The organism is Pseudomonas fluorescens (assembly GCF_902497745.1).
Lineage (GTDB): Bacteria > Pseudomonadota > Gammaproteobacteria > Pseudomonadales > Pseudomonadaceae > Aquipseudomonas > Aquipseudomonas fluorescens_BM.
Window position 1 is genome coordinate 74,509 of the sequence record NZ_CABVHJ010000008.1, and the last position, 26,206, is coordinate 100,714.

The 26,206-nt window shown below is 60.9% G+C and carries 28 protein-coding genes; 15 read left to right on the forward strand and 13 right to left on the reverse strand.

The genetic code is table 11. The features are described from left to right. Positions 1-12: 12 nt before the first annotated feature. Positions 13-966, reverse strand: a complete 954-nt coding sequence (locus F8N44_RS14445) for a methyltransferase (protein ID WP_150650745.1) — start codon at positions 964-966, stop codon at positions 13-15. Positions 967-977: 11 nt separating this feature from the next. Continuing rightward, a complete protein-coding gene (locus F8N44_RS14450; RefSeq protein WP_150650746.1) occupies positions 978-2,354 on the reverse strand; it encodes an iron-containing redox enzyme family protein in 1,377 nt (458 codons plus the stop codon). A 328-nt stretch (positions 2,355-2,682) separates the two neighbouring features. On the opposite strand from F8N44_RS14450, the gene F8N44_RS14455 reads away from it, so the two are divergent. Next, entirely contained in the window at positions 2,683-3,141 is a 459-nt protein-coding gene (locus F8N44_RS14455) for an REP-associated tyrosine transposase (RefSeq protein ID WP_150650747.1), read from the forward strand. Between the two features lie 92 nt (positions 3,142-3,233). On the opposite strand, the gene F8N44_RS14460 is transcribed toward F8N44_RS14455, so the two are convergent. Then, positions 3,234-4,007: a tellurite resistance TerB family protein gene (locus F8N44_RS14460; RefSeq protein WP_150650909.1), complete on the reverse strand. Its 774-nt coding sequence runs from the start codon at positions 4,005-4,007 to the stop codon at positions 3,234-3,236. Positions 4,008-4,266: 259 nt separating this feature from the next. Between F8N44_RS14460 and pcsA the strand changes: the two genes are divergently transcribed. After that, positions 4,267-4,989 carry a phosphatidylcholine synthase gene (gene pcsA, locus F8N44_RS14465; protein WP_007919592.1) on the forward strand — a complete coding sequence of 241 codons (723 nt, stop codon included), beginning with the start codon at positions 4,267-4,269 and terminating at the stop codon, positions 4,987-4,989. Between the two features lie 152 nt (positions 4,990-5,141). Here the strand turns inward: pcsA and F8N44_RS14475 are convergent, their stop codons facing one another. Together F8N44_RS14475 and F8N44_RS14480 are read right to left on the reverse strand one after the other, a co-directional pair. Further along, positions 5,142-5,954, reverse strand: a complete 813-nt coding sequence (locus tag F8N44_RS14475) for a class I SAM-dependent methyltransferase (protein ID WP_150650748.1) — start codon at positions 5,952-5,954, stop codon at positions 5,142-5,144. A gap of 33 nt (positions 5,955-5,987) precedes the next feature. Beyond that, positions 5,988-6,260 carry a DUF4242 domain-containing protein gene (locus F8N44_RS14480; RefSeq protein ID WP_150650749.1) on the reverse strand — a complete coding sequence of 91 codons (273 nt, stop codon included), beginning with the start codon at positions 6,258-6,260 and terminating at the stop codon, positions 5,988-5,990. 225 nt (positions 6,261-6,485) lie between these two features. On the opposite strand from F8N44_RS14480, the gene F8N44_RS14485 reads away from it, so the two are divergent. After that, a complete protein-coding gene (locus F8N44_RS14485; protein WP_150650750.1) occupies positions 6,486-6,947 on the forward strand; it encodes a GNAT family N-acetyltransferase in 462 nt (153 codons plus the stop codon). A 17-nt stretch (positions 6,948-6,964) separates the two neighbouring features. Here the strand turns inward: F8N44_RS14485 and F8N44_RS14490 are convergent, their stop codons facing one another. Genes F8N44_RS14490 through F8N44_RS14500 form a run of 3 tightly spaced genes read right to left on the reverse strand, consistent with a single transcriptional unit; the run spans position 6,965 to position 8,929 of the window. Further along, the gene (locus tag F8N44_RS14490) at positions 6,965-8,176 is read right to left on the reverse strand and encodes a cytochrome c biogenesis protein DipZ (protein ID WP_150650751.1); all 1,212 of its coding nucleotides are present in this window, start codon (positions 8,174-8,176) and stop codon (positions 6,965-6,967) included. Between the two features lie 37 nt (positions 8,177-8,213). Further along, a complete protein-coding gene (locus tag F8N44_RS14495) occupies positions 8,214-8,636 on the reverse strand; it encodes a hypothetical protein (RefSeq protein WP_150650752.1) in 423 nt (140 codons plus the stop codon). A gap of 29 nt (positions 8,637-8,665) precedes the next feature. After that, positions 8,666-8,929: a DUF2790 domain-containing protein gene (locus F8N44_RS14500; RefSeq protein WP_150650753.1), complete on the reverse strand. Its 264-nt coding sequence runs from the start codon at positions 8,927-8,929 to the stop codon at positions 8,666-8,668. A gap of 297 nt (positions 8,930-9,226) precedes the next feature. Here F8N44_RS14500 and F8N44_RS14505 point away from each other — a divergent pair, with 297 nt between their 5' ends. Further along, positions 9,227-9,967, forward strand: coding sequence for a response regulator (locus F8N44_RS14505; protein WP_007919579.1), 741 nt, complete (start codon positions 9,227-9,229; stop codon positions 9,965-9,967). Next, positions 9,964-11,271, forward strand: a complete 1,308-nt coding sequence (locus F8N44_RS14510; RefSeq protein ID WP_150650754.1) for an ATP-binding protein — start codon at positions 9,964-9,966, stop codon at positions 11,269-11,271. The genes F8N44_RS14505 and F8N44_RS14510 overlap by 4 nt, the downstream gene beginning before the upstream one ends. A 128-nt stretch (positions 11,272-11,399) precedes the next feature. On the opposite strand, the gene F8N44_RS14515 is transcribed toward F8N44_RS14510, so the two are convergent. Together F8N44_RS14515 and F8N44_RS14520 are read right to left on the reverse strand one after the other, a co-directional pair. Continuing rightward, positions 11,400-12,152 carry a DUF2063 domain-containing protein gene (locus F8N44_RS14515; RefSeq protein ID WP_150650755.1) on the reverse strand — a complete coding sequence of 251 codons (753 nt, stop codon included), beginning with the start codon at positions 12,150-12,152 and terminating at the stop codon, positions 11,400-11,402. Continuing rightward, positions 12,145-12,984: a DUF692 domain-containing protein gene (locus F8N44_RS14520; protein ID WP_150650756.1), complete on the reverse strand. Its 840-nt coding sequence runs from the start codon at positions 12,982-12,984 to the stop codon at positions 12,145-12,147. Before F8N44_RS14520 ends, F8N44_RS14515 begins: the two co-directional genes overlap by 8 nt. 407 nt (positions 12,985-13,391) lie before the next feature. Here F8N44_RS14520 and F8N44_RS14525 point away from each other — a divergent pair, with 407 nt between their 5' ends. Continuing rightward, complete coding sequence (locus F8N44_RS14525) at positions 13,392-14,438, forward strand: class I SAM-dependent methyltransferase (protein WP_150650910.1); 1,047 nt, start codon at positions 13,392-13,394, stop codon at positions 14,436-14,438. A gap of 54 nt (positions 14,439-14,492) precedes the next feature. Continuing rightward, entirely contained in the window at positions 14,493-15,335 is an 843-nt protein-coding gene (locus tag F8N44_RS14530) for an NAD-dependent protein deacetylase (protein ID WP_150650757.1), read from the forward strand. Between the two features lie 203 nt (positions 15,336-15,538). On the opposite strand, the gene F8N44_RS14535 is transcribed toward F8N44_RS14530, so the two are convergent. Then, positions 15,539-16,426 (reverse strand): LysR family transcriptional regulator, encoded by an 888-nt coding sequence (locus F8N44_RS14535; protein WP_150650758.1) that lies wholly within the window; start codon positions 16,424-16,426, stop codon positions 15,539-15,541. 272 nt (positions 16,427-16,698) lie between these two features. Between F8N44_RS14535 and F8N44_RS14540 the strand changes: the two genes are divergently transcribed. Genes F8N44_RS14540 through F8N44_RS14550 form a run of 3 tightly spaced genes read left to right on the forward strand, consistent with a single transcriptional unit; the run spans position 16,699 to position 19,280 of the window. Next, on the forward strand, positions 16,699-17,397 hold the full coding sequence (locus tag F8N44_RS14540; RefSeq protein ID WP_016983257.1) for a CoA transferase subunit A: 699 nt from the start codon (positions 16,699-16,701) through the stop codon (positions 17,395-17,397). A 24-nt stretch (positions 17,398-17,421) separates the two neighbouring features. After that, positions 17,422-18,087, forward strand: coding sequence for a CoA transferase subunit B (locus tag F8N44_RS14545; RefSeq protein WP_134174048.1), 666 nt, complete (start codon positions 17,422-17,424; stop codon positions 18,085-18,087). Positions 18,088-18,098: 11 nt separating this feature from the next. Further along, positions 18,099-19,280: an acetyl-CoA C-acetyltransferase gene (locus F8N44_RS14550; protein WP_150650759.1), complete on the forward strand. Its 1,182-nt coding sequence runs from the start codon at positions 18,099-18,101 to the stop codon at positions 19,278-19,280. Positions 19,281-19,512: 232 nt separating this feature from the next. On the opposite strand, the gene cobF is transcribed toward F8N44_RS14550, so the two are convergent. Further along, positions 19,513-20,268: a precorrin-6A synthase (deacetylating) gene (cobF, locus tag F8N44_RS14555; RefSeq protein ID WP_150650760.1), complete on the reverse strand. Its 756-nt coding sequence runs from the start codon at positions 20,266-20,268 to the stop codon at positions 19,513-19,515. Next, positions 20,268-20,837, reverse strand: coding sequence for a histidine phosphatase family protein (locus tag F8N44_RS14560; protein ID WP_150650761.1), 570 nt, complete (start codon positions 20,835-20,837; stop codon positions 20,268-20,270). Before F8N44_RS14560 ends, cobF begins: the two co-directional genes overlap by 1 nt. 330 nt (positions 20,838-21,167) lie before the next feature. Between F8N44_RS14560 and F8N44_RS14565 the strand changes: the two genes are divergently transcribed. The 5 genes from F8N44_RS14565 to F8N44_RS14585 all read left to right on the forward strand — a co-directional run bounded on the left by F8N44_RS14565 (position 21,168) and on the right by F8N44_RS14585 (position 26,160). Further along, a complete protein-coding gene (locus F8N44_RS14565; protein ID WP_034152527.1) occupies positions 21,168-22,022 on the forward strand; it encodes a MurR/RpiR family transcriptional regulator in 855 nt (284 codons plus the stop codon). 2 nt (positions 22,023-22,024) lie between these two features. Further along, positions 22,025-22,669, forward strand: a complete 645-nt coding sequence (locus F8N44_RS14570) for an isochorismatase family cysteine hydrolase (protein WP_034152528.1) — start codon at positions 22,025-22,027, stop codon at positions 22,667-22,669. Then, positions 22,666-23,997 carry a glutamine synthetase gene (locus F8N44_RS14575; protein WP_150650762.1) on the forward strand — a complete coding sequence of 444 codons (1,332 nt, stop codon included), beginning with the start codon at positions 22,666-22,668 and terminating at the stop codon, positions 23,995-23,997. The genes F8N44_RS14570 and F8N44_RS14575 overlap by 4 nt, the downstream gene beginning before the upstream one ends. Next, entirely contained in the window at positions 23,981-24,733 is a 753-nt protein-coding gene (locus F8N44_RS14580; RefSeq protein ID WP_150650763.1) for an N-formylglutamate amidohydrolase, read from the forward strand. The genes F8N44_RS14575 and F8N44_RS14580 overlap by 17 nt, the downstream gene beginning before the upstream one ends. Positions 24,734-24,810: 77 nt before the next feature. After that, a complete protein-coding gene (locus tag F8N44_RS14585) occupies positions 24,811-26,160 on the forward strand; it encodes an APC family permease (RefSeq protein WP_141129837.1) in 1,350 nt (449 codons plus the stop codon). The last annotated feature ends 46 nt before the right edge of the window (positions 26,161-26,206 follow it).

Here is a 26,206-nt window from a genome sequence, read left to right on the forward strand (position 1 = left end):
ACCTGCCTTGCTTCAGCCAATTCGGGTCACGGTCAGCGCCACCACGGCGATGCGGTCGACCCGTTGATAACCGGGATTGAGCAGTTCTTCGCCGAAGACATCCGGATCGAGTTCGCGGTATGTCCAGCCGAAGCGCTTCTCGTCCAGTCGAGGCAGCACGGTGTCGAGAAACGGATCGCGACCATCGACCATCGCCACACCGGTGTAGAGCAACAGCGAACCGCCGGGCGCCAGCCTGTTCAGCGCCTGCTCGACGATACGCAGCGACAGCCCTGCCCCCAGCGTCCCGCCCCCGTGACGATAAGCGCGCTCAGCCGGATCGGCCATGTACGGCGGGTTGGCGACAATCAGATCGAACTCGCCGTCGGCACCCTGCAACAGATCACTGGCGTGCACCTCGACGTTGGCGACCTCCGCCAGTGCCGCGTTGATCGAAGTCAGGCGCAGCGCTGCGGGGTTGATATCCAGCGCCAGCACCTGCGCCTCGCGACGGGCACGGCCGATCAGAATGGCTCCGACGCCCGCCCCACAACCAATGTCCACCGCGCGATGGATGGGCGCGAAGTTCTGTTGCAAGTGGGCATGAATCAATTGGGCGAAACGATAGGTGTCCGGGCCGAAAAATACCGCGTCGGCCGCGTCGGTAGGGAACGCCGAATGCACGAACAGCAAATCATCCAGACTCGACCAGCGTATCCGGCTCTTCAGTTGGCCGTCGTACGCATCAATCACCTGAGCGTCCTGCAGTTGCCGCTGTTCATCGGCCGGCAACAAACCCGGCGCGAAAGGACGCGACCAACCGAACACATCGCGTAAAGAGTCGGCCATCTGCCCCTCGTCACGCTGGTTGACCCGCTGATGGGTCAACGGCGTCGGCGTAACAAACCGATATCCGTCCGCCAACAAGCGTCGGCCCAGTTGCAGCAACACGAGGTCGTTGGGGCAGAGTTGTTCTTCCTGAGTCATCGGTGATGTCCTTAAGGCAAGCGGGATTTGAGTTCGATAAAACGCCGTGTGGCGAGCAGTCCGGCCGGATGTGCGTGGCGCGACGGTGCGAGCCAGGGAATCAGAATCGCCATTTGCGCCAAGCCGTCCTGACCTTGCAGCGCGGCATTGAGCGCCTGTACATCGGGATCCTGTTCAAGCCCTTCGATGGGCGCTGCGGGTTGACTGTGCCGCCGAGCGGGTTTGGTTTTATCCGAAGAGGTCCAGTCACCAGCAATCCAGTCGTGCACCAGTTGTTTTTCGTAGGCATTGAACACGCCAAACATCGCCGCACCGTCGCCCGCGATCAGCTGCCAAAAGCGGCTGGCCTGCGGGTCTCCGTGTCGTTTGATCCAGCCCTTGTTCTGCAACGCTTGAAGAAAACCGGGCAATTGTTCCGGTGCGGCCAGCCACTGATTGACGGTCTGCCCTTCGAAGCGGCAGTAATCGGAGTGCATGTGTTGGGCGAATGGGCACTTGCGCTCAAGCATCGCCAGCAGTTCATGCTCAAGGTCGAAACCTTCGATGATTGCGCGACTGCCCTGCCCGAGGTCGTTGAGCCGATAACCCAGCGCCACCCGACGCAGAAATTCGCCGCGATCGGCCTCAAGCGGCAGCAGATCGAGCGCCGCCTGCACGGCTTTCTGCGCATGGCCGGTGCTGGCATTGTCGATGGTCACATGCAGGGTGAAATAGTACGGATCGATCCCCAGCTCACTGAGTTCGTAACTGCTGATCAGCAAGTGCAGCGGCAGTTGTTCATAGCCGAGGTTGTAACCGATCACTTCGGGCAAGTAATCCGCGCCACAGACACCGAGAGCCAGTTGTATTGCGCCTTGCAGGTAGTGTTCATCGTCGATCGCGCTGCTGTCCTGCAAGTCGTGTTCGGCGAGCAGTTTGCGGTAGATCACCACGTGGTTCTGCGCCGGATTGCCCTCGCCCAGTTCTTCCAGAAAGGTGCGTAGCAGGCCTTGGAAACGCGGATCCTGCCAGCGCGGCAGCAGGCCAGACAGCCAGGCGCCGTCGACCAGTTTGGTCGGTGCCACCGCTTGCAGGAAATACAGCGCCTGCGCCTTGCCACGGAAGAATTGCCGAGGCCCGCCGTCCTTGCGCTGTTGCAGATAGTCGGCGTATTGCCGGGCGACATCGGCGCAATTTTCGGCCACCCAGGCGTGCCACGTCGTGGGATCTTCGGGCAGGGAATCGGAGAGTTGCGCGGCGTGTTGCAGTTGTTCCTGTAAAAACGCCTGTGCAAGGTCTTGGGAATTGTCATCGCGCAACAACGCGTCATAGACCTGCCGAATATTCCCGGCGGCATTCATAAGATGCGGTTGGGCAGGCGCAGCTTGCAGGGGTGTCAGGACAGTCATGGCAAAATTCTCGGTCGGTTGGCAGGACGCTGTTCCACGCGCCTCTACAGCAGCAGAGAGGCAGCGCCTGCGAAAAATTCAATCGACGTGAAAATTGCCCGGACGGACGGCCACCTGCGCGATCCTCGCACACACTGAATTCCTCTGTAGGAGCTGCCGAAGGCTCGGGCCGCGATCGGACGATCTTTTGATTTTGATTTTAAAAACAAGATCAAAAGATCGCAGCCTTCGGCAGCTCCTACAGGGTTACATCGTGCAATGGGTTGAGTTCGCGTAACGGTGAGGGATTGCTAACGTTCAGGGACGATGTTTTGGGGAGGGCAAAGGAATGCCTACTGCTGCAAAGGCGTGTGGATTACGCAAAGGACGTTATAGCGAGGCTGGACGTATTTATCTGCTCACCGCCGCCGTTCACGAACGTCAGTCAGTGTTTTCGGATTGGCGTTTGGGAAGACTGCTGGTAGAGCAAATGCGTGCAGCCAGTGACGAGGGAATGGTTCAGTCGCTGGCGTGGGTGGTGATGCCGGATCATCTGCATTGGCTGATCGAATTGAAACAAGGCTCATTGGCAGCGCTCATGTGCCGCGTCAAATCGCGCAGTTGTCGTTCGATCAATCTCAAGCGCGGCAGTCAGGGACGGTTATGGCAACGCGGCTACTACGACCGAGCGTTGCGTCGCGATGAAGATCTTAAAGCGGCGGCCCGATATATCGTTATGAACCCGATACGCGCCGGATTGGCTCGGCGTGTGGGGGACTACCCGTTATGGGATGCAATTTGGCTTTGAAGATCAAAAGATCGCAGCCTTCGGCAGCTCCTACATGGAATGATGTACACCCGGTAGGAGCTGCCGAAGGCTGCGATCTTTTGATGTTGCTTTCAGGCCTGGCCCTTGGCTTGCTGCTCCAGATGCATCTGCAAATCCGGGTCGATCTGCAATGCTGCTGCCAGCTCATCCAGATAACTGCGCTCGGCGTCCTGCTGGTCATCCACCAGCATGACGCTGGCCAGGTACATTTCGGCGGCGACGGCCGGATCCCCATTGGCCGCCTGCGCCACATCATCAGGGTCCAGCGGCTTGGCGACTTCGGCATCGAGCCATTGCTGCAACTGCGGATCGTCGGTGTGTTTGCCGATTTCACTGCTGATCAGGTGTTTCTCGGATTCATCGATACGCCCGTCAGCCTTGGCTGCCGCGATCAACGCGCGCAATACTGCGTGGCCGTGTTCTTCAATCTCCGGGCCGGCTAGGAGGTTAGCCGTTTGCGGCGTTTGTTGCGGGGCCGAACTGGCCTGGCTGCGTTGCCAGGCTTGATAGGCCTGAAACGCCATCATGCCCAGCGAGGCAAGCGCCGCATAATTGGTGCCGCCGGAACGGCTTTGCGTGCTGCCACCGCCACCCAGTGCACCACCCAATGCGCCGCCCAGGCCACCACCGGCACCGACGCCGAGTAAACCACCGAGCAAACTGCCTAATCCACCCAACCCGCCCGCCGGCGCGCCGCCGCGTGTCCCGGTTGAATCCGCGCCACCGAGCAGGCCGCCCAGCAAGCCGCCTAAACCGCCCAAACCATCGCCGGCAGACGCTGAAGATTGCTGTCCCGCCGAGGCCCGGCCTCGCAGTAGTTGTTCGAGCAAATCGCTGGTGTTCATGACGTCGTCCTCAGGCAAGGGCAGTGACTGCGTCTGGCAACGATAGACCCGTGCGGCCAGAGCGCCAGCACCGTTTGGCTGACACGCAAAACCCTGGCGGATTTCGCCCGCGTATTTTTTCGCCGGCCAGCTAAGATTCAAGGATGCTGAACCTTATCCCGGCCAGACCGGTCGATAGCTGCAACCCCAACCCGGTTTGCCGGCGCCCTTTTAACCGAGGGTGATACCCGGCTTGCATCACTTTCTGGAGAACGCCCCCGTGATATCGACCGTACACATCGCCAGGCTCAAAGCATGGGGCGCCCATGGTTTTACCGCGACTGGCGTGGTCACCGCATTTCTGGCCACCCTCGCCCTGTTGGAAAACCAGCCGACCCACTGCCTGATGTGGCTGGGCGTGGCGTTGATTGTCGACGGCCTCGACGGCGCACTGGCGCGCAAGGTCAACGTGCAATCGGTGCTGCCGAGCTTCGACGGTTCGATCCTTGATCTGGTGATCGATTACCTGACATACGTGTTCATCCCGGCGCTGTTCATCTATCGCTACATTCCGCTGCCCGACTACACCCTGCTGCTGACGGTGTCGCTGATTCTGGTGTCGTCGCTGTTCTGCTTCTGCAACGTCAACATGAAGAGCAAGGACAACTACTTTGTCGGGTTTCCTGCGGCGTGGAATGTGGTCGCGCTGTGTCTGTACATCATCGGGCCAGGACCGTGGATCACTTTTCTGACGGTGATTGGTCTGGCGCTGCTGACCGTGACGCGGATGAAATTCCTGCACCCGTTCCGCGTACGGCGGTTCATGCCGATCAACATTGCGGTGACGGCGATCTGGCTGCTGTGCAGTTTGTCGCTGGTACTCAACCATCCGGTCATCAACCCGTTGGTGATGGGTTTGTGGTTGCTGATGTCGGCGTACTTTCTGGGGATCTGCATCTGGCGCACGGCGCTGGAGTGGTTTGATCGGCCGCAGGTGAAATAGGTCTTCCGCCCCAGCTACATTTACCCTTGTGGGAGCGAGCTTGCTCGCGAAGACGGAGTGTCAGACAACATCTTTGTTGAATGACACAGCGCTTTCGCGAGCAGGCTCGCTCCCACAGGGGGATCACCACAAATTTGAAAATGGTGTGTGACTCAGCGTTTAGTGATCACCACCTCCAGATACTCACTCGGCACCACCAGCGACTCCTCCCCCGCTCGATTCAAACGGTTGAGCAAATCTGCCAGATCATTTTCCAGCGCCTGCCCGCTCTCCGGCGGCAGTGCCGCGAAGGCCTTGTGCACCGGCCCGTACCAATGGCGGAAGATGTCGATGAAATGCGCGGCCGAGCGATAGCGAAAGTTGAACTCGCGCCGTGTCACGCGCAGCAGAAAATCGCGGTCATCGAAATGCTTGTGCAGCCACGCATCGGAGCCCCAATTCGACGGCGGCTGAGCACCGGCAGGCGGTGGCAGATGCCGGCCGAGGGTCTTGAACATCTGGCCAACGAAACCTTCCGGCGTCCAGTTGGCCAGACCGATCCGCCCGCCACGGCGACAAACCCGGCCCAGTTCAGCAGCAGCCTTGTCCTGATCCGGTGCGAACATCACGCCAAAGGTCGACAGCACGGCGTCGTAGCTCTCATCGGCGAACGGCAGCGCTTCGGCATCGGCCACCTGAAACGTCACGTCCAGATGCTCCGCGCGGGCACGATCCTGGCCCCGCTCCAGCAGCGCCGCGACATAGTCGGTCGAGGTGACCAGACAACCGCGCCGCGCCGCCGCGAGCGTCGCATTACCATTGCCGGCAGCGACATCCAGCACCTCCTCGTCGCAACGCAGGTCGCAGGCTTCGGCGAGGTTTTCGCCGACAATTTGCAGGGTGGTGCCGATCACGGCGTAGTCGCCACTGGCCCAGGCGACTTTCTGGCGTTCCTTCAAGGCAGTGAGATCAATCGGGGTACTCATGAACGTGAGCTCCGCTACAAGTTGGATCGGTGGTTATTCGGCGGTGGTCGGGTCGATGACCGTCATCACACGCTCCACACTGTTGGCGGGAAAGCCACCAAGCCTTGCATGTTCACGCACTTGCTCTTCATCCGGCGCGATGTACACGCAATAGATTTTGTCTGCGGTGACATAGCTCTGCAGCCACTGCACCTGCGGACCGAGTTCGCGCAATACATCACAAGACGTTTTCGACACGGCTTTGAGTTCTGCTTCCGATAGCTTCCCGGCCCCTGGAATCTCGCGTTCAATCACGAATTTAGGCATGGCAACCTCGCGCTCTTGTTATGGGGCAAGGCCGGCAGTGACCCTGCTCACGCACTATCGCGCCGAGACCGCTCTGCGTCCCTGCCAATCGTCTGGCCACCCCGTAAAACCGGGGGTTTGCCGATGAGCGGTGGAAATCTGTAAAGCGTCTGGAACACCTTGAGGATTGCCAAGGTTGGGGGATTGGTTTTTGATGCTCCCTCGCTTCTGGAACGGACTCGACTGATGTCACTGCAAATCGATTGGCTCGCGCATCACATGCACCACAGCGACCGTTATGCTCAATGGATCCACCAGCAATTTCCCTACGAATACGTCGACCACCCACTGGCCGAGTGGCAGCGCGAATTTGCCGAGGGCCAAGGCAATGGTGACTGGCCCTGTCTGATTGCCATGGACGGTGAGCGTCTGCTCGGCGGCGCGGCGCTGGCACGTGATGACCTCGCTCTGCGCCCTGATCTCGGGCCTTGGCTGGCCTGCGTGTTCGTCAACCCTGAAGCACGCGGGCAAGGTCTGGCGGAACGTTTGATTGCAGGGATTTGTCAGGAGGCGAAAGACTGCGGCTTTGCGCGCCTGTATCTGCACACGCAGAACAAGCAGGACTACTACGCCAAACGCGGCTGGCAGGTGCTGGAGCGTTTTCGCGCCTGGGACAACGAACAATGGCTCATGGTGCGTGACCTCTGAGCCATTGGTTTTGCTGATCAGGTCGCAGGCGCCTTCGCCTCCTGCAGCAACTGCTGGATCATTTGCTCCTGCGCTTCGTAGCGACCTTCGCCGAAGTGGCTGTAACGCACCTGCCCCTTGGCGTCGATCAGGTAATGCGCCGGCCAGTACTGGTTGTCGAAGTTACGCCAGATTGCGTAGTTGTTGTCGATGGCCACCGGGTAGGTGATGCCGAGCTTTTTCACCTGATCCTTGACGTTGTCGATGATCCGCTCGTAACCGTATTCCGGGGTGTGAACACCGATCACCACGAGGCCGTCCTTTTCGTACTTCTTCGCCCAGTCTTTGACGTACGGCAGGGTGTGCTGGCAGTTGATGCAGTCGTAGGTCCAGAAATCCACCAGCACCACTTTGCCGCGCAGGGCTTCGGCGCTCAGCTCAGGCGAGTTCAACCATTGCACCGCACCGGAAAGCGACGGCATCGCGCCTTTGCCCTGCTCCATCGGCGAGTCCGCGCGGACTTTGCTGACAAAGTAGTCGACCACTTTCGGCACGTTTTCCAGCACGCTTTTTTCGACACTGGCCACCCCCTCAGAGGAGGTGTTCGCCAGCAAGGTCTTATCCAGGCCCGTGGCAATCACCGCTGCCGTCGCCAGTACCGCAGCCCCGGCACCACGACGCAACCAACCGGTGAACGGGATCGACGGTTTCAGGCGATTGACCAAGCCGCGCCCGGTGAAGATCAACGTGCCCAGCGACAAGGCACTGCCGGCGCCGTAGGCCAACAGCAACAGGCTGGTCTGCGCGTTGGCGCCTTGCAGCATGGCACCGGTGAGGATCACGCCGAGAATCGGCCCGGCGCACGGTGCCCACAGCAGCCCCGTGGCCACGCCGAGCATGATCGAGCCCATCGGCCCGGCCTTTTTCCGGGTGTCCGGGTCGAGGCGGTTGCCGAGCATCACGAAGGGACGTGTCAGCCAGTCGCCGATGCGCGCCGAGATCAGCGACAGGGCGAACACGCTCATCACGATCAGGGCGACGTAACGTCCGCTGTTGCTGGCTTGAATCACCCATTCACTGCTGACGACCGCCAGGCTTGAGATCAGCGCGAAGGTCAGGGCCATGCCGCCGAGGGTCAGCAGTATCGAGGTGCGGCTGCGTTGGGCACCGGCAAACAGGAACGGCACCACCGGCAGGATGCAGGGGCTGAGCACGGTCAGCAGACCGCCGAGGAATGCGATGAGGTACATAGTGAGTCACCCTTGATCAATGAACGTGACGGGCCATTCAGACGTTCTGGCTGTCCAGCCAATGGCTCTGCGGCGTACGGCTCGCGCCGTTCTCGGCAAACATCTGGCCTTGTGGCGTGCGGCTGGAACCGTCCGCAGCAAACATCTGCCCTTGTGGCGTGCGGCTGGAGCCGTCCGCGGCAAACATCTGGCCCTGCGGCGTGCGGCTGGAGCCGTCCGCGGCAAACATCTGGCCCTGCGGCGTGCGGCTGGAGCCGTCCGCGGCAATCATCTGGCCCTGCGGTGTGCGGCTGGAGCCGTCGGCTGCAATCAAGCCATCGGTGCCCTGCTTGGCCACCGGCGTCAGCTGGAAGCAGGTGCTGCTGTGGCAGCTATGCTGTTCAACCGCGGCGTTGGCATGGGCGGCGACGCCGGCCAGGGAGAAAGCGATAGCGGTCAAAAAGCGCGATACGTTGTTCATGGCTGTTTCCTTCTATAAAGAGTGATGGCTTAGTTGTCGTTGTTGCAGCCGTCGGCGAATTTGCTGTAATCGAGCACGCGGGTCTGACCGGCCGAATCGAGGTAGGTCATGCGCGCCTCGACAATCCCGCAATTCACCGAGTTGTCCTCTTTCAGCGAGATCACTTTCTGGATATCCAGGTGGGTGCCGTAGGTGTAGGTTTGCGGGGTGACAGCGGCTTCGGCGCGGGCCGACAGCGTGCAGATGTTCAGCGCGGCAAACAGGCAGGCGGCGATTACGGATTTGTTGTTCATGGCGTTTTTCCTCAAGGCTTCAGTGGGTTTGAGCCGAGGCGATCTGTGTGGGCCTCGATGGAGCCTATTTGAGGCTCGCGAGGTATCGCGTCTGTGTCAGGAACAGGCGCGTTTCAATCGCTGTGTATCCCTGCCATCGAGGGATACACAGCGATACAAAACCCTGTGAAAATCGCGTTTTTGCGTCCCCGTGTATCCGTGAACGCGGCAGATACACTGCAATACAAAGGCAGGCAGGCGAGCCATTGAAGGCTCTATAGACTGCACGGCATCCCTTTCTGACTGAGGCTTGAACCGATGGATCATGTCGATCACATTCTCATCGTCGACGACGACCGCGAGATCCGTGAACTGGTGGGCAACTACCTGAAGAAAAACGGCCTGCGCACCACAGTGGTCGCCGATGGCCGGCAGATGCGCAGTTTTCTCGAAGCCAACACTGTCGACCTGATCGTGCTCGACATCATGATGCCCGGCGACGATGGCCTGCAGCTGTGCCGCGAACTGCGCGTGGGCAAACACAAGGCCACGCCGGTGTTGATGCTGACCGCGCGCAACGATGAAACCGACCGCATCATCGGCCTGGAAATGGGCGCCGACGATTACCTGACCAAACCGTTCGCCGCCCGCGAATTGCTTGCGCGGATCAACGCCGTGCTGCGCCGCACGCGCATGCTGCCACCGAATCTGGTGGTCACCGAGGCCGGGCGCTTGCTGGCTTTCGGCCGTTGGCAACTGGACACCTCGGCCCGTCACCTGCTGGACAAGGACGGCACCATGGTCGCCCTCAGCGGTGCCGAATACCGTTTACTGCGAGTGTTTCTCGATCACCCGCAACGGGTGCTCAGCCGCGATCAACTGCTCAACCTGACCCAGGGCCGTGATGCCGATCTGTTCGACCGCTCGATCGATTTGCTGGTCAGCCGTTTGCGTCAGCGTCTGCTCGATGACGCGCGCGAGCCGGCCTACATCAAGACCGTGCGCAGCGAAGGTTATGTGTTCTCGCTGCCGGTCGAAATTCTCGGTGCCCCGGCATGAGCGTCAATCTGCATTGGCCGCGCACCCTCGCCTCACGCCTGTCGCTGATTTTCCTGGTTGGCCTGTTGCTCGCCCAGGCGCTGTCGTTCGGTGCGCAATATTACGAGCGTTACCAAAGCGCCAAGAACACCATGCTCGGCAATCTGGAAACCGATGTCTCGACCTCGATTGCAATCCTCGATCGCTTGCCTGCCGAAGAGCGCCCTGCCTGGCTCGAGCGTCTGGCGCGAAGAAATTATGGTTACCTGTTGAGCGAAGGCGAACCGGGCACGCCGATCGAGGCCGGTGATGTGCCGGTGGCTGTCACCTCGATCACCGAAGCCATTGGTGAACGCTATCCGCTGACCTTCACCGATATTCCCGGGCCGAAGAAACATTTTCAGGGCCATCTGCGCCTGAGCGACGGCAGCCCGGTGACCATCGACGTGCGCCCCGCGATGGTGCCGTTGTCACCCTGGTTGCCGGCGGTATTACTCGGCCAACTGGCGCTGATGATCGCCTGCACCTGGCTGGCCGTACGCATTGCGGTCCGCCCCTTGACCCGGCTGGCCGACGCCGTGGAAACCCTCGACCCCAACGCCCACCCGATCAACCTCGACGAAAGCGGCCCGAACGAAGTGGTCTACGCCGCGCGGGCGTTCAACACGATGCAGGCGCGCATCGCCGCCTACCTCAAGGAACGCATGCAACTGCTGGCGGCGATTTCCCATGACCTGCAAACGCCGATCACGCGGATGAAACTGCGCGCCGAACTCATGGACGATTGCGTCGAGAAAGACAAGCTGTGGAATGACCTCAGCGAGATGGAACATCTGGTGCGCGAAGGCGTGGCCTATGCGCGCAGCATCCATGGCTCGACCGAGGAAAGCCGCCGGACCAACATGGATTCCTTCCTCGAAAGCCTGGTGTTCGACTATCAGGACATGGGCAAACAGGTGCAACTGGTCGGCAAGAGTGCGGCGGTCATCGACACCCGCCCCCATGCGTTGCGCAGGGTGTTGGTAAACCTGACCGACAACGCGCTGAAATTCGCCGGCGCTGCCGAAGTCTGGGTCGAAGCCAACAAGGGCAATCTGGCGATTACCGTCATGGATCGCGGCCCGGGCATCGCCGACGCCGAACTGGCGCAAGTGCTGCAACCGTTCTATCGCGTAGAAAACTCGCGAAATCGCGATACCGGCGGCACCGGACTGGGACTGGCCATCGCTCAGCAACTGGCCATGGCGCTGGGCGGCTCGTTGACCTTGAGCAACCGCGAGGGCGGCGGGTTGTGTGCGGAACTGAAACTCCCCCTGCATCCCTGATAACAGCGAAAAACCCTGTGGGAGCGAGCTTGCTCGCGAAGGCGTCCTGTCAGTCGATGTTTAAATTGACTGACAGATCGCTTTCGCGAGCAAGCTCGCTCCCACAGTGTGCGGCGTAATAGTGGTACTCAAGGTGCCAGACCGATCACCTGGTCCTCATGCATTTCCCGCAACATCGCCAGGCCGTTGTCCATGAACGAACTGCTGGCGGTCTGCCCCGCCTCCCGCGCCAGACCTTGCAACTGCTCGCGCCCCGTCAACGACACAAACTCCGTGATGCGCTGCAACAGCCGCCAGGCCAACGGACTCAGCTCGGAAAACTTCACACTCCAGTCCGCCGCACGCCGCACCAGCAACAGCGTCGGTTGAGCCGGTGGCGTGGCAGGTTGATGGTTTGGATCGAGTTCATGCACTGGCCACGCATACGCCAACGGCCAGGCCAGTGCCGAGATCTGCAGCGGGCGGTCCAGCAACAGCGCGGGATCGGTCGCCGGCAGCGCCTGAGCATCGGATTGCTGCAAGACCATCTCGACCCATTCGTAATGCGCCAGCTCCAGCAAAAACGCCGGCCACTCACCTTCGCGGATTACCTGCGGTTGAGTGGCCAAATAGTCGAGAAACGATTCGGCAATCTCGCCGAACTTCGGCGTTTGCGCTCGCCAGTCACGCAAAAAGCCGCGCACCAGCAAACCCCAGCGTTGCTCACCGATGATCCGGATCAACACCGGAAACGTGCCGCTCAACAGTTGCGATACGTTGTTGAACACCAGATCGCGATAGATGTTGACCCGCGCCGCGTTCATGTCGGCCGGTGGCGATTGATGGTCGGGATCGCGCAGATATCGGGTCAGCGCCTGTTGTTGCTGCATCAGGTTATCCACGACGGCTGCCCTCCGCTTGCAAGTGGCGAATGGTTTGCAACTCGGCGACTAGCTCAGAAAACGCCGGGAAATTGAAATCCCGCTCAAGCAGCGTGGGCTGTGCGCCAAATCGTGCGTAAGCCTCGGCCAGCAGCGACCAGACCTGCGGTTTTACCGAGGCGCCGTGGGTGTCGATTTTCAACGTATCAGACTCATCGAAATGCCCGGCCACATGCATGCCGACCACCCTGCCCGGCTCGATAGCGGCGAGAAACGATTGCGGATCGAAACTGTGGTTGATCGCATTGACGTAAACGTTGTTGACGTCCAGCAGCAGATCGCAATCAGCCTCACGCAGCACGGCGTTGGTGAAAGTCACTTCGTTCATATCCTGACGAGGGGCTGCGTAGTAGGAGACGTTTTCCACCGCCAGACGCCGGCCGAGAATGTCTTGAGCCTGACGGATTCGCGCGGCGACGTGGTGCACTGCCTCTTCGGTGAACGGCAACGGCAGCAAGTCGTAAAGATGCCCGTCATCACTGCAATAACTCAGGTGCTCGCTGTACAGCGGCACGTTGTAATGGTCGAGAAACACCCGCACTTCCTGCAAGAAACCGACATCCAGCGGTGCCGACCCGCCAAGTGATAGCGACAAACCGTGGCAGGACAACGGGTAGCGCTCGGCCAGTTCACGCAATGCTGCACCGTGGGCGCCGCCGACGCCGATCCAGTTTTCCGGAGCGACCTCGAGAAAATCGAAATCGCCGCTGCGGGCAGCTTGCAGGTCTTTGAGCAGGCCACGGCGCAGGCCGAGGCCGACGCTGGGTTGCGCTAATAAGGGAGGAATGTGCATGGGATGTACCTCAGCAGTGGGTTTTGCCGAGTTGAACCGCTGGCTGTATCACCGCTGTGTACACATGACCGGGCATTTGCAGCGCTGTGTATCCTCCAACCACCGCGATACACAGTGATACACACCGAAAAACCTGTGGGAGCGAGCCTGCTCGCGAAGGCTGCCGAACAGTCGACAACGATGTTGATTGTGCCGGCCTCTTCGCGAGCAGGCTCGCTCCCACCGAGGTTTTCGCTGTTCACAAAAACAGCGCCAGCCCCGGACCGGGGCTAGACTCATTCATTACCCAGTCGAGGGGGACGCAGGACGTCAGCCGTGCCCTGCCCAACTCCGTGACCACCGCCCGGTGGCGCACGCCTCGACCTTCGACGCCGCCGGACCGTGATCCTGTTTCAGGAGCACACATGATGGACGAGGCGAAGCTCAACCAATTCATGGGCAAACTGGTCAACGACATGGGCGGCGCGGCGATGCTGGCCAATGTCATCGTCGGCGAAGAGCTCGGTTTGTACCGGGCGATGTCCGACAGTCAGCCGATCAGTGCCGATGCCCTCGCCGCCAAAACCACCTGCAACCCGCGTCTGGTGCGCGAATGGCTCAGCGCTCACGCGGCGTCCGGCTACATGGAGCACCATGACGGCCAGTTCCGTTTACCGGAAGAGCAGGCATTGGCCTTGGCCGTCGAAGACTCGCCGGTCTACGTCGCCGGTGGTCTCGGCGTGGTGGCGTCGTTTTTCCACGACAAGGACAAACTGGTCAAAGCCATGCGCGGCAACGGCGCCCTACCCTGGGGCGACCACCATCCGTGCATGTTCACCGGCACCGAGCGCTTCTTCCGGCCCGGCTATAAAGGCCACCTGATCGCCGAATGGCTACCGGCGCTGGACGGTGTGGTGGCGAAACTCGAGGAAGGCGCCAAAGTCGCCGACATCGGCTGCGGCCATGGCGCGTCGACGGTGATCATGGCCCAGGCCTTTCCCAACTCGCGCTTCGTCGGTTACGACTATCACGCGCCGTCGATCACCGTCGCCACCCAACGCGCCGAGGAAGGCGGAGTCAGCAGCCGGGCGAAGTTTTTCCAGGGCTCGGCGAAGAGCTACCCCGGCAACGACTACGACCTGATCTGCTATTTCGACTGCCTGCATGACATGGGCGACCCGGTCGGCGCCGCGCGTCACGCTTATGACTCGCTGAAAGACGACGGCACGGTGTTACTGGTCGAGCCGTTCGCCAACGACACGCTGGACGACAACATCAACCCGGTCGGACGGCTGTTCTACGCCGCCTCGACATTCATCTGCACACCCAACTCGTTGTCTCAGGAAGTCGGCCTGGGCCTGGGTGCGCAGGCCGGGGAAATGCGTCTGCGCAAAGTGTTTGTCGAGGCCGGGTTCAAGCACTTCCGCCGGGCCACGCAAACACCGTTCAACCTGATTCTGGAGGCTCGCAAGTAACCCGCGCGGGTCGCGTGCTAACCTGCTGGCACCGTCCACTTCGGAGCGCTGACCATGCTCGACAGCCCGACCCGCGAACACCTCGACACCCTGCAAGAGGTGATGGCTGATGGCGACTTTATCGTACTGACCGGGGCCGGCATCAGCACGCCGTCGGGCATTCCGGATTACCGCGACAGCGACGGAGTACGCCGTGGCCGACAACCGATGATGTACCAGGAGTTCCTCGCCGCCCCAGAATCACGCCGCCGCTATTGGGCGCGGGCGATGCTTGGCTGGCCGAGAGTGCGTCAGGCGCAGCCGAATGCAGCGCATGAGGCATTGGCCGATTTGCAGCACGGTGGGCTGATCCGCGATTTGATCACCCAGAACGTCGACACCCTGCACGATCAGGCCGGCAGCCACGATGTGATCGAACTGCACGGCAGCTTGCACCGCGTTGTGTGTCTGGACTGTGGCCAGCGCAGTGAGCGTGATTCGATTCAGCAATTGATGGAACAACAAAATCCGTATCTGGCCGGGGTCGATGCGGTGCAGGCACCGGATGGCGACACCCTGCTCGACCCGGCGTTCGAGGCGCGTTTTCAGGTACCGCACTGTCCGCATTGCGCCGGTGAACGGATGAAACCGGATGTGGTGTTTTTCGGCGAGAACGTCGCGCAGCCCACGGCGGCACGGGCGATGAAGGCGGCAGAAAATGCGGCGGGGATGTTGGTGGTGGGGTCTTCTTTGATGGCGTATTCGGCGTTTCGTTTGTGCCGGGTGATTGCCGATCGTGGCAAGCCGTTGATTGCAATCAATCTGGGCAAGACCCGCGCGGATGATTTGCTGGATTTGAAGATTGAAGCGTCGTGTGAACAGCTTTTGCCGTTGTTGGTTGAAGTGCTGGATCGGTGACTTGCTGCACTATGTGCTCGACTCAGGACCCAGGCCCCTCACCCCAGCCCTCTCCCAAGGGAGAGGGAGCTGACCGAGTTGTTCTCAAGCAATACGTCGACCTGAAAATTTCGAGTCGAACCCATTTTCTGAAATGCCCCCGATCGGCTCCCTTTCCCCCTCGCCCAGGGGAGAGGGAGAGGGTTGGGGTGAGGGGGTAGATCTCACAGTCGCCCCAGATCTTCAGCCTTGAGAATATCGAACAACGCCTGCGCCGCTGCCGACAGTTCATTGCCCGGTTCGGTCAGCACGCCGATGGCCCGCTCCACCGAGTCGTCCAGCGTCAGGCAATGGGCGCCCAGTTCTTGCATCTGCTCGGCACACAACGCCGGGACGGCGCTGACGCCCAGACCGCTGGCGACCATGCGCCCGACCGTCGCCAATTGATGGCTTTCAAATTCCACCGGCAACTTCATGCCGCGAGCCTGCAAGTGCTCTTCGAGCATCACCCGCACCGTCGATGGCCGCTGCAAGGTGATAAACGGCTCCTGAAGCAACGTCTGCCAATCGATCTCAGCGCGCTGGGCCAACGGCGAATCCTTCGATACCACCGCAACAAAGCGATCCATGTACAACGGCGTGAACGTCATTGCCGTGTTTTGCATCGGCTCGAACGCCACGCCCAGTTCCACCTGACGATCACGAACCATCTCCAGCACTTGCTCATTGATCACGTCGTTAACCGTGACGTTGACGTTTGGATAGCGCGCACGAAACGTTTTGAGGATCGGCGGCAGCAGGTTGCCGGCAAACGACGGCATCGCCGCCAGCGTCACCCGCCCGCGTTGCAAGCTGAAGCGTTGGCGCATCTCGTCTTCGGCGTTGTCCCAGTCGGCGATCAGCCGTCGAGCCAGTGGCAGCAAGGATTCGCCTTCGGCCGTCAGCGCGACGTTGCGTGTGTTGCGGCTAAACAGGCGCCCGCCGAGACCCTCTTCCAGCGCTTTGATGGTCAGGCTCAACGCCGATTGCGACAGGTGCAGGCGCTCGCAGGCCACGGCGAAGCTGAGGCTCTGGGCGACGGCGAGGAAGGCGCGGATCTGTTTGATGGTCATACTGAAGCCTCAGGATCGTCGGTGATGATCGTTCCCATGCTCTGCGTGGGAATGCAGCCCGTGACGCTCCGCGTCACTGGACGCGGAGCGTCCCTAGAGGCGTTCCCACGCAGAGCATGGGAACGATCAAGCGTTAAGCAGCACGCCAAAACGCGACTATTGAGCTTTATCAATCAATCGACCTTAAAAATCAACTTAACAAATATATCTTCCAGCGAGACACTCCAACCATTCGGCTAGCCAGCCGCCCGCAAATAATAAAAGAGGTGCATATGGCAGGTTTCGACAAGCGCGTGAGTTCCTACGAGGAAGCCCTGGCCGGGCTTGAGGACGGCATGACCGTCATCGCCGGCGGTTTCGGTCTGTGCGGCATTCCGGAAAACCTGATCGCCGAGATCAAGCGCAAAGGCACCCGCGACCTCACCGTCGTATCCAACAACTGCGGCGTCGACGGCTTTGGCCTCGGCGTGCTGCTCACCGATCGTCAGATCAGCAAAGTCATCGCCTCCTACGTCGGCGAAAACAAGCTGTTCGAAGAGCAACTGCTCAAAGGCGATATCGAAGTCATCCTGACCCCGCAAGGCACTCTCGCCGAGAAAATGCGCGCAGGCGGCGCCGGCATTCCGGCCTTCTTCACCGCCACCGGCGTCGGCACCCCGGTCGCCGAAGGCAAGGAAGTACGCGAATTCAAAGGACGCAAGTACTTGATGGAAGAATCCATCACTGGCGACTTCGCCATCGTCAAAGGCTGGAAAGCCGACCACTTTGGCAACGTCATCTACCGCCACACCGCGCAGAACTTCAACCCGCTGGCCGCCACCGCCGGCAAGATCACTGTGGTTGAAGTCGAAGAAATCGTCGAACCCGGCGAACTCGATCCCTCGCAGATCCACACCCCGGGCATCTACGTCGATCGAGTCATTTGCGGCACGTTCGAAAAACGCATCGAACAGCGCACCATCCGCAAATAACTCAGGCTGACGGAGAATAAAACCATGGCACTTACCCGCGAACAAATGGCTCAGCGCGTCGCCCGCGAAATGCAGGACGGCTTTTATGTGAACCTCGGCATCGGCATTCCGACCCTGGTCGCCAACTACATTCCCGAAGGCATGGAAGTCATGCTGCAATCGGAAAACGGCCTGCTCGGCATGGGCCCGTTTCCGACTGAAGACACCATTGATGCCGACATGATCAACGCCGGCAAACAGACCGTGACCGCGCGCATCGGCGCGTCGATTTTCAACTCCGCCGAATCCTTCGCGATGATCCGTGGTGGCCACGTCGACCTGACCGTGCTCGGCGCATTCGAAGTGGACGTCGAAGGCAACATCGCTTCGTGGATGATCCCCGGCAAACTGGTCAAGGGCATGGGCGGCGCGATGGACCTGGTGGCCGGTGCCGACAACATCATCGTGATCATGACCCACGCATCGAAGGACGGTGAGTCCAAGCTACTCGCCAAATGCAGCCTGCCGCTGACCGGCGCCGGTTGCATCAAACGTGTGCTGACCGACCTCGCCTACCTGGAAATCGAAAATGGCGCTTTTGTCCTCAAGGAACGCGCACCTGGCGTCAGCGTCGAGGAAATCGTCGCCAAAACCGCTGGTAAACTGATCGTCCCGGATCACGTACCGGAAATGCAGTTCGCTGCCGAGTGAGGAATTCGAAAATGCAAGACGTCGTAATTGTTGCCGCCACGCGTACCGCGATCGGCAGTTTCCAGGGTTCGCTGGCCAGCGTGTCCGCGGTGGATCTGGGCGCGGCGGTGATCCGCCAGTTGCTCGAGCAGACCGGTCTGGACGGTGCGCAGGTCGATGAAGTGATCATGGGCCAGGTATTGACCGCCGGCGCCGGCCAGAACCCGGCGCGTCAGTCGGCGATCAAGGCTGGCTTGCCCCACGCCGTACCGGCGATGACCCTGAACAAAGTGTGCGGTTCGGGCCTGAAAGCCCTGCACCTCGGCGCACAGGCGATCCGTTGCGGCGACGCTGACGTGATCATCGCCGGCGGCCAGGAGAACATGAGCCTGTCCAACTACGTCATGCCGGGCGCACGCACCGGTCTGCGCATGGGCCACGCGCAAATCGTCGACACCATGATCAGCGATGGTCTGTGGGATGCGTTCAACGATTACCACATGGGCATCACTGCAGAGAATCTGGTCGACAAGTACGAAATCAGCCGCGAGCAGCAAGACGCCTTCGCCGCAGCCTCGCAGCAGAAAGCCGCCGCCGCGATTGAAGCCGGCCGCTTTGTCGATGAGATCACCCCGATCCTGATCCCGCAGCGCAAAGGCGATCCGGTGGCGTTCAAGGTTGATGAACAGCCGCGCGGCGACACCACCGCCGAATCCCTGGCGAAACTGCGTCCGGCTTTTAAAAAGGACGGCAGCGTCACGGCTGGCAACGCTTCGTCGCTGAATGACGGCGCCGCTGCGGTCATCCTGATGAGCGCCGAGAAAGCCAAAGCCCTCGGCCTGCCGGTTCTGGCGAAAATCGCCGCCTACGCCAACGCCGGTGTTGATCCGGCAATCATGGGCATCGGCCCGGTGTCGGCCACCCGCCGCTGCCTCGACAAGGCCGGCTGGGACATCGGCCAGCTCGACCTGATCGAAGCCAACGAAGCGTTCGCCGCGCAATCGCTGGCGGTGGCCAAGGATCTGCAATGGGATCTGGACAAGGTCAACGTCAACGGCGGCGCCATCGCCCTCGGTCACCCGATCGGTGCATCGGGTTGCCGTGTGCTGGTGACCTTGCTGCATGAAATGATCAAGCGTGATGCGAAAAAGGGTCTGGCGACCCTGTGCATCGGCGGCGGCCAGGGTGTGGCGCTGGCGCTGGAACGCGCTTAACAGAGTTCAACAGTGAATGGCGGATCCACGACATCCGCCGCTTGCTGGCAACAAAAACCCGGTGCGACTTGCGTTGTACCGGGTGTTTTTTTGCCCATCGAAAATCCGCTTTGAAAGTTCGGCCCCCTTCGCGAGCAAGCTCGCTCCCACAGGGGAACGCGTTTCAAATTGTGGGAGCGACGGTGCGACGATTCGACTTGCTCGCGAAGAGGCCCGCTCGGCCAGCGAAAATCTAAGGCTTACGCAGCAGGTACGTATCCATGATCCACCCATGCTCCGCCCGCGCCGCCTTGCGCACCCGCTCGATCTCATCCGCGACATCCGCCAGCCTGCCACTGATCAGGATCTCGTCCGGTGTGCCCAGGTAAGCCCCCCAATAAATCTCGGTCTGCTGATCGGCGACCCGCTGATACGAATCCTCAGCATCAAGCATCACCACCAGACTGTCCGCATCACTCACCTGCCCCGCTGCCAAACGCCGCCCGGTGGTGATTTCAATGGAACGGCCGATGGTGTTCAGCGGCACTTTGTGCTGCGCCGCGAGCGCCTGCACGCTGGTAATCCCGGGGATCACTTCAAACTCGAAGGCACACGCGCCCGAGGCCAGAATCGCCTGAAGGATGCGCACGGTGCTGTCGTACAACGCCGGATCGCCCCAGACCAGAAAACCGCCGCACTGGCCGTCAGACAATTCGTCATTGATCAGGCGTTCGAAGGTCTGCTGCTTGGCACGGTTCAGGTCATCGACACTGGCGGTGTAGTCGACATCACCGCGCACGCGCTCCGGGCTGTGGGCTTCGACGAAGCGATAGTCGGGGTCGTCGATGTAGCGTTCACAGATCTCTCGGCGCAGGTCGATCAGTTTGTCCTTGCTCGTGCCTTTGTCCATCAAAAAAAACACGTCGACCTGATTCAGCGCCTTCACGGCCTGCATCGTGATGTAGTCGGGATTACCGGCACCGATGCCGATCACCAGCAGTTGTTTCATCAACGTGCTCCTTTAACGTCCAGACCCGGCAAGCGTAGCCGCCAGCGCCCGGTGAAACGCAGTTCGACCATCGATAATGGTTCGACATCAATGTCATGAAACGCTGTGCCTTGCATCACGTGGATCAGCGCGGCGCGGATGACAAACGGATGCGTCACCGCCACCACATGTCCCGGCGTGGCTTGCAGGCTGCTCAGCCATATCGCCACGCGCTCGCATAACTGCGCCACCGACTCACCGCCGTGAGGTGTTGCGTGGGGATCTTCGAGCCAGGCGTGCAGCGCCGGGTCTTCAGAGTTTTGCAGGGATTTGATCGATACCCCGTGCCAGCGCCCCCAGTCACATTCGCGCAGCGCCTCGTCGATCTGCGCATCGGCGCCAAACCACGCCGCCGTCTGGCGGGTGCGCAATTCCGGCGCGCAAATCAAGCGTCGTGGGGGAGCAACACGCTCGGCCAGTGCACCTGACGCCAGCGCGCTATTTTCAACAGGCTCGTTCGTAGGAAAACACGCCAATTTCTGTGCGACGGTTCGAGCATGGCAAATCAATGTCAAACGAGTGCTCTGCACAGGCATCGCTCCGGTAGGCCTTGATGAAAATCAACGACGTAAAGCCGTTCTTTTGGCAATTGTGCCGTAAACCGAGGGTTGCGGGACTGCCGGATAGCCACCGGCAAAAACGACGACGCCAGGAATACGGCAATATCTGACAGCGTTGTGGGCAATGGACTACAAGGCCGGTCGAAATCCGTGTAGCCCTTGTTACACGGGCACCGCGCCCCATTTTGGCGCCGTTTCAACACGCTGAAAAATTCACTAGACATGTAGCATCAGTTACATAAATACTGTTTTAACGGATTATGAAGCGAATTCAACACCCCCCATCCAGCAGGAGCCCGGATGCCCCCTCTCAGAGACCTGATCACCGATCCCGGCCTGGATCTCACGCCGTCGGAGCGCAAAGTCGTTCGCGCCTTGCTTGATCAGTACCCGCGTAACGGTCTGGGGCCGATGGCGCGTCTGGCCGAACATGCCGGCGTCAGCGATCCGACCATTGTGCGACTGGTGAAAAAACTCGGCTTCGGCGGTTATGCGGAATTCCAGGATGCCCTGCTCAGCGACATGGATCACCGCCTGCGCTCGCCGCGCACGCTGTTGCAACCGCGCGCCCATCAGCACAAGGACGACGCCTGGAGCCATTATCTGGGCGACAGCCATCGCCTGCTGGTCGAAACCCAATCACTGACCCAACCCGAAGACGTGCGCATTCTCACCGACTGGCTGCTCGATGCCCGGCATCAGGTGTATTGCTTCGGCGGTCGTTTCAGCAGCCTGATGGCCACTTACCTGCTCAATCACTTGCGCCTGCTGCGCCCCGGTTGCTTCGCCTTGGAAGACAACGCGCAACTGCCCGATCGCCTGTTCGATCTGCAACGCCAGGACGTGGTACTGCTGTTCGACTACCGCCGCTACCAGACGCAGGCCCTGCGCGTCGCCAGTGCCGCGAAGAACAACAACGCGCGCGTGGTGCTGTTCACCGACATCTACGCCTCGCCGCTGCGCGAACTGGCCGACCTGATCATCAGCGCCCCGGTCGAATCGGCCTCGCCGTTCGACACCATGGTGCCGGCGTTGGCTCAGGTCGAAGCGCTGATCGCCTGCCTGACCCTGCGTACCGAAAACCTCGCCGATCGCCTGGAAGGCATCGATGCCCTGCGCAATGACTTCAACACCCACCTGCTGGAGGATAAATAAGGATGTTCAGCCTTCCCCACCGCTCGCCGCGGGATTTGCCGTTTGTCACCGATCACACCGCGCTGTTGCTGGTGGACATGCAGCGTGCCTGGCTCGAACCGCAGTTCGACGCGCACCTCAATGGGCCTGACGCCGAATATTTCCTGACCCGCGCGCACATGCAGGTGGTGCCCAACCAACGTCGCCTGCTCAGCGCTTTTCGCGAGGCGCGGCAGAACGTGCTGCACACCATTATCGAAAGCCTCACTGCCGATGGTCGCGACCGTTCGCTCGATCACAAACTCTCGGACATGCACCTGCCCAAAGGCAGTGTGCAGGCGCGGATCATTGAAGACCTGAGCCCGGTGGAAAACGAAATCGTCCTGCCGAAGACCTCGTCCGGGGTGTTCAACTCGACCAACATCGACTATGTGCTGCGCAACCTCGAAACACGCCACCTGATCATCGCCGGCATCGTCACCGACCAATGCGTCGACATGGCCGTGCGCGACGCCGCCGATCGCGGCTATCTGGTCACGCTGGTCGAAGATGCCTGCGCCACCTACAGCGCCGAACGCCATCACGCCTGCCTGAATGCGATCAAGGGTTACTGCTGGATCACCGACACCGACACCGTGCTCGCCCGTTTGCAGGAGATGCGGCCATGAGCACGCGCCTGACACCGCTGCCGATGACCACGCTGGTCACTACCGACCTGATCGGCATCACCCGTGGCCGCTCGTTTCCCACTGATGAGCTGGAGCATTATCAGGCCGCCGGGTGCGGCTGGGTGCCGGCCAACAGCGCGTTGACGCCGCAGGACATCATTGCCTCGACCAATCCGTGGGGCGCTTATGGCGACCTGCGGTTGATTCCCGATCTGAGCAGCCGCGTCACCGTCAGCAACGGCCCGGACGTCGACGCACCGGCGCTGGATTTCATTCACGGCGATATCCGCGAAACCGATGGCCGCCCTTGGGGCGCCTGCCCGCGCACGCTGTTGCGCGACGAAATCGAGCGTTATCGCGATGAACTGGGCTTGCAGGTCAACGCCGCGTTCGAACACGAATTCAACCTGCACGCCGGTTTTGCTGAGCACTTGGCGTTCTCCCTCGAAGCCCAGCGCCAAGGTGCCAAGTTCGGTGGCTGGCTGCTCAGTGCCCTGCGCGCCGGCGGTGTCGAGCCGGAAATGTTTCTGCCCGAGTACGGTAAGCACCAGTACGAAATCACCTGCCGCCCGACGCTCGGCGTGGCGGCAGCCGATCGCGCGGTCAACGTGCGCGAGATCAGCCGCGAGATCGCCCGGCAAATGAGCCTCGACCTGAGCTTCGCGCCGAAAACTGCGGCGGATGCGGTTTGCAACGGCGTGCATCTACACGTCAGCCTGCTCGATCTGGCCGGTCAACCGATGCTCTACGACGCCGGCACCAGCAACGGTCTGTCGAGTCTCGGCCAGCATTGGGCGGCGGGGATCCTGCATTACTTGCCGGCACTCTGTGCCTTCACCGCGCCGACGCCGGTGTCGTACGAACGTTTGCAGCCACACCACTGGAGCGCTTCCTACGCTTGTCTGGGCCAGCAAAACCGCGAAGCGGCGCTGCGCATTTGCCCGATCGTGACCCTCGGTGGCAAATCCGTGGCCCAGCAGTTCAACCTCGAATTCCGCGCCATGGACGCCACTGCTTCGCCGCATCTGGCTATGGCTGCCCTGTTGATCGCCGGGCGACTGGGTATCGAACAACGCCTGGCGCTGAACGCGATCACCAACGAAATTCCCGATTCACTCAACGACGAGCAACGCAAGGCCCGGGGCATCGTTGCCCTGCCCGCCTCGCTGGCCCAGGCGCTGGATTGCCTGCGCAACAGTGGCGCCTTCACTGCATGGCTGCCCAAGCCGCTGCTCGACACCTACTACGCCCTGAAAACCGAGGAACTGGCGCTGACGGAACAGCTCTCGCCCGCTGACTTGTGTGAGCACTATGCACGCCTGTACTGAATCCGCCGAAATGGGGTTGTACACCCGCCCGGCCTACAACCTGAGCCGCGCCGACTCGACGCACCCGGTGATTCTGGTGTGCGAACACGCCAGCCGCTACATCCCCGAGGCCCTGAACAATCTGGGCCTGGACGAGGCCGCCGCACGCGAACACATCGCCTGGGACATCGGCGCGCTGCAACTGGCCGAGCAATTATCGGAGAGGCTCGGCGCCACCCTGTTGAGCGCCAATTATTCGCGGCTGCTGATCGATCTGAACCGGCCACGGCACGCCCCGGACAGCATTCCGGCGCAGAGCGAGATTTATCAGGTGCCGGGCAACCGCGAGCTGGACGAAGCCACCCGCGAATACCGCCGTCAGACCCTGTTCAAGCCGTTTCACGCGCGCTTGCAAACCTTGATCGACGAGCGTGTTGCTCAGGGCCAGGCAGTGCGTGTGGTGGGGATTCACAGTTTCACCCCGGTGTATTACGGCCAGCCGCGACCGCTGGAAGCCGGCGTGCTGTTCGGTCAGGCCAAGGCCTACGCGCAACGCCTGCTCGACGGCCTCGGCGAATACCCGCTGAAAGTTGCCGGCAATCAGCCGTACAGGATTGATCCGCTGGGCGACATGACCGTGCCCGTGCACGGCGATGCCCGTGGCCTCGACTCGGTGCTGATCGAGGTGCGCAATGACTTGCTGCGCAGCCCCGAAGCCGTATCGCGCTGGGCCGGATACCTCGCGCCATTGCTGTAATGAAAGACTGCTGACGCTGTAAACGATGGACCGATAACAACTAAAACGACCGACTGGCTGACAAGGAGTTGCGCTTCATGGAAATTGAAGAATTCGGCTACAAGCAAGAGTTGAAACGTAGCCTGACGCTGACCGACCTGGTGGTGTACGGGATGATCTTCATGATCCCCATCGCCCCGTTCGGTGTGTATGGCTACGTTAACGCCGAGGCCCCGGGGATGGTGCCGCTGGCGTACATCATCGGCATGGTGGCGATGCTGTTCACCGCGCTGAGTTACGGCAGCATGGCCAAGGCTTTTCCGATCGCAGGTTCGGTGTATTCCTATGCGCAGCGCGGCCTCAATCAGCATGTCGGTTTCATCGCCGGTTGGCTGATGCTCCTCGATTACCTGCTGATTCCGCCGCTGCTCTACGTCTACGCGGCGATGGCGCTCAACCATTTGTACCCGGACATTCCGAAAGTCGGCTTCATTTTGGCATTTCTGGTCAGCGCGACCTTCGTCAACCTGCGCGGCATCACCTTCACCGCGCGGATGAACATCATCTTCCTGCTGGCGCAACTGGTGGTACTCGGCATCTTCCTGTTCTACGCCTGGAATGCCCTGCACAACGGTGGCGGTAACGGCGAGCTGACCCTGGCGCCGCTGTATCACCCGGAAACATTCAACTTCGCCCTGCTGATGCAGGCGGTGTCGATTGCGGTGTTGTCGTTCCTCGGCTTCGATGCGATCTCCACCCTCGCCGAAGAAATCAAAGGCGATCCGGGCAAGAGCGTCGGCAAAGCCGCGTTGATCACCCTGGTGGTCATGGGCGTGATCTTCGTTGCACAAACCTGGATCGCCACCGATCTGGCGGCCGGCATGGGTTTCAAATCCGCCGACACCGCGTTCTATGAGATCGCCGAAATCGCCGCCGGCAGCTGGCTGGCGACCCTGACCGCTGTCGCCACGGCGCTGGCCTGGGGCGTGGCCGTGGCCATCACCTCGCAAGCCGCTGTCTCGCGCCTGCTGTTCGGCATGGCCCGCGACGGCAAGCTGCCAAAAGTGCTGGCCAAAGTACACCCGAAACACAACACGCCGTACCTGAGCATTTATCTGGTGGCGGTGCTGTCGCTGGTGATCTGCTACCTGTTCATCAACTCGGTCGACACCCTGACCTCGCTGGTCAACTTCGGCGCGCTCAGCGGCTTCATGCTGCTGCACCTGACAGTGATCAACTACTACTGGCGTCGGCAAAAGTCCGGTCAGGTCGTGCGTCACCTGATCTGCCCGGTGGTCGGCTTCATCATCGTCGCGGCCATCATGTACAACATGGGCGTCGATGCGCAGAAACTCGGCCTGATCTGGATTGCTCTGGGTCTGGTGTACCTGTTCTTCCTCAACAAGCTCGGTGCCAATACCGCGCTGCCTGACCCGAGCAACGGCTGACAAGAAAAAGAGCGGCGTCTGACAACAAATCAGGCGACCGCCGATT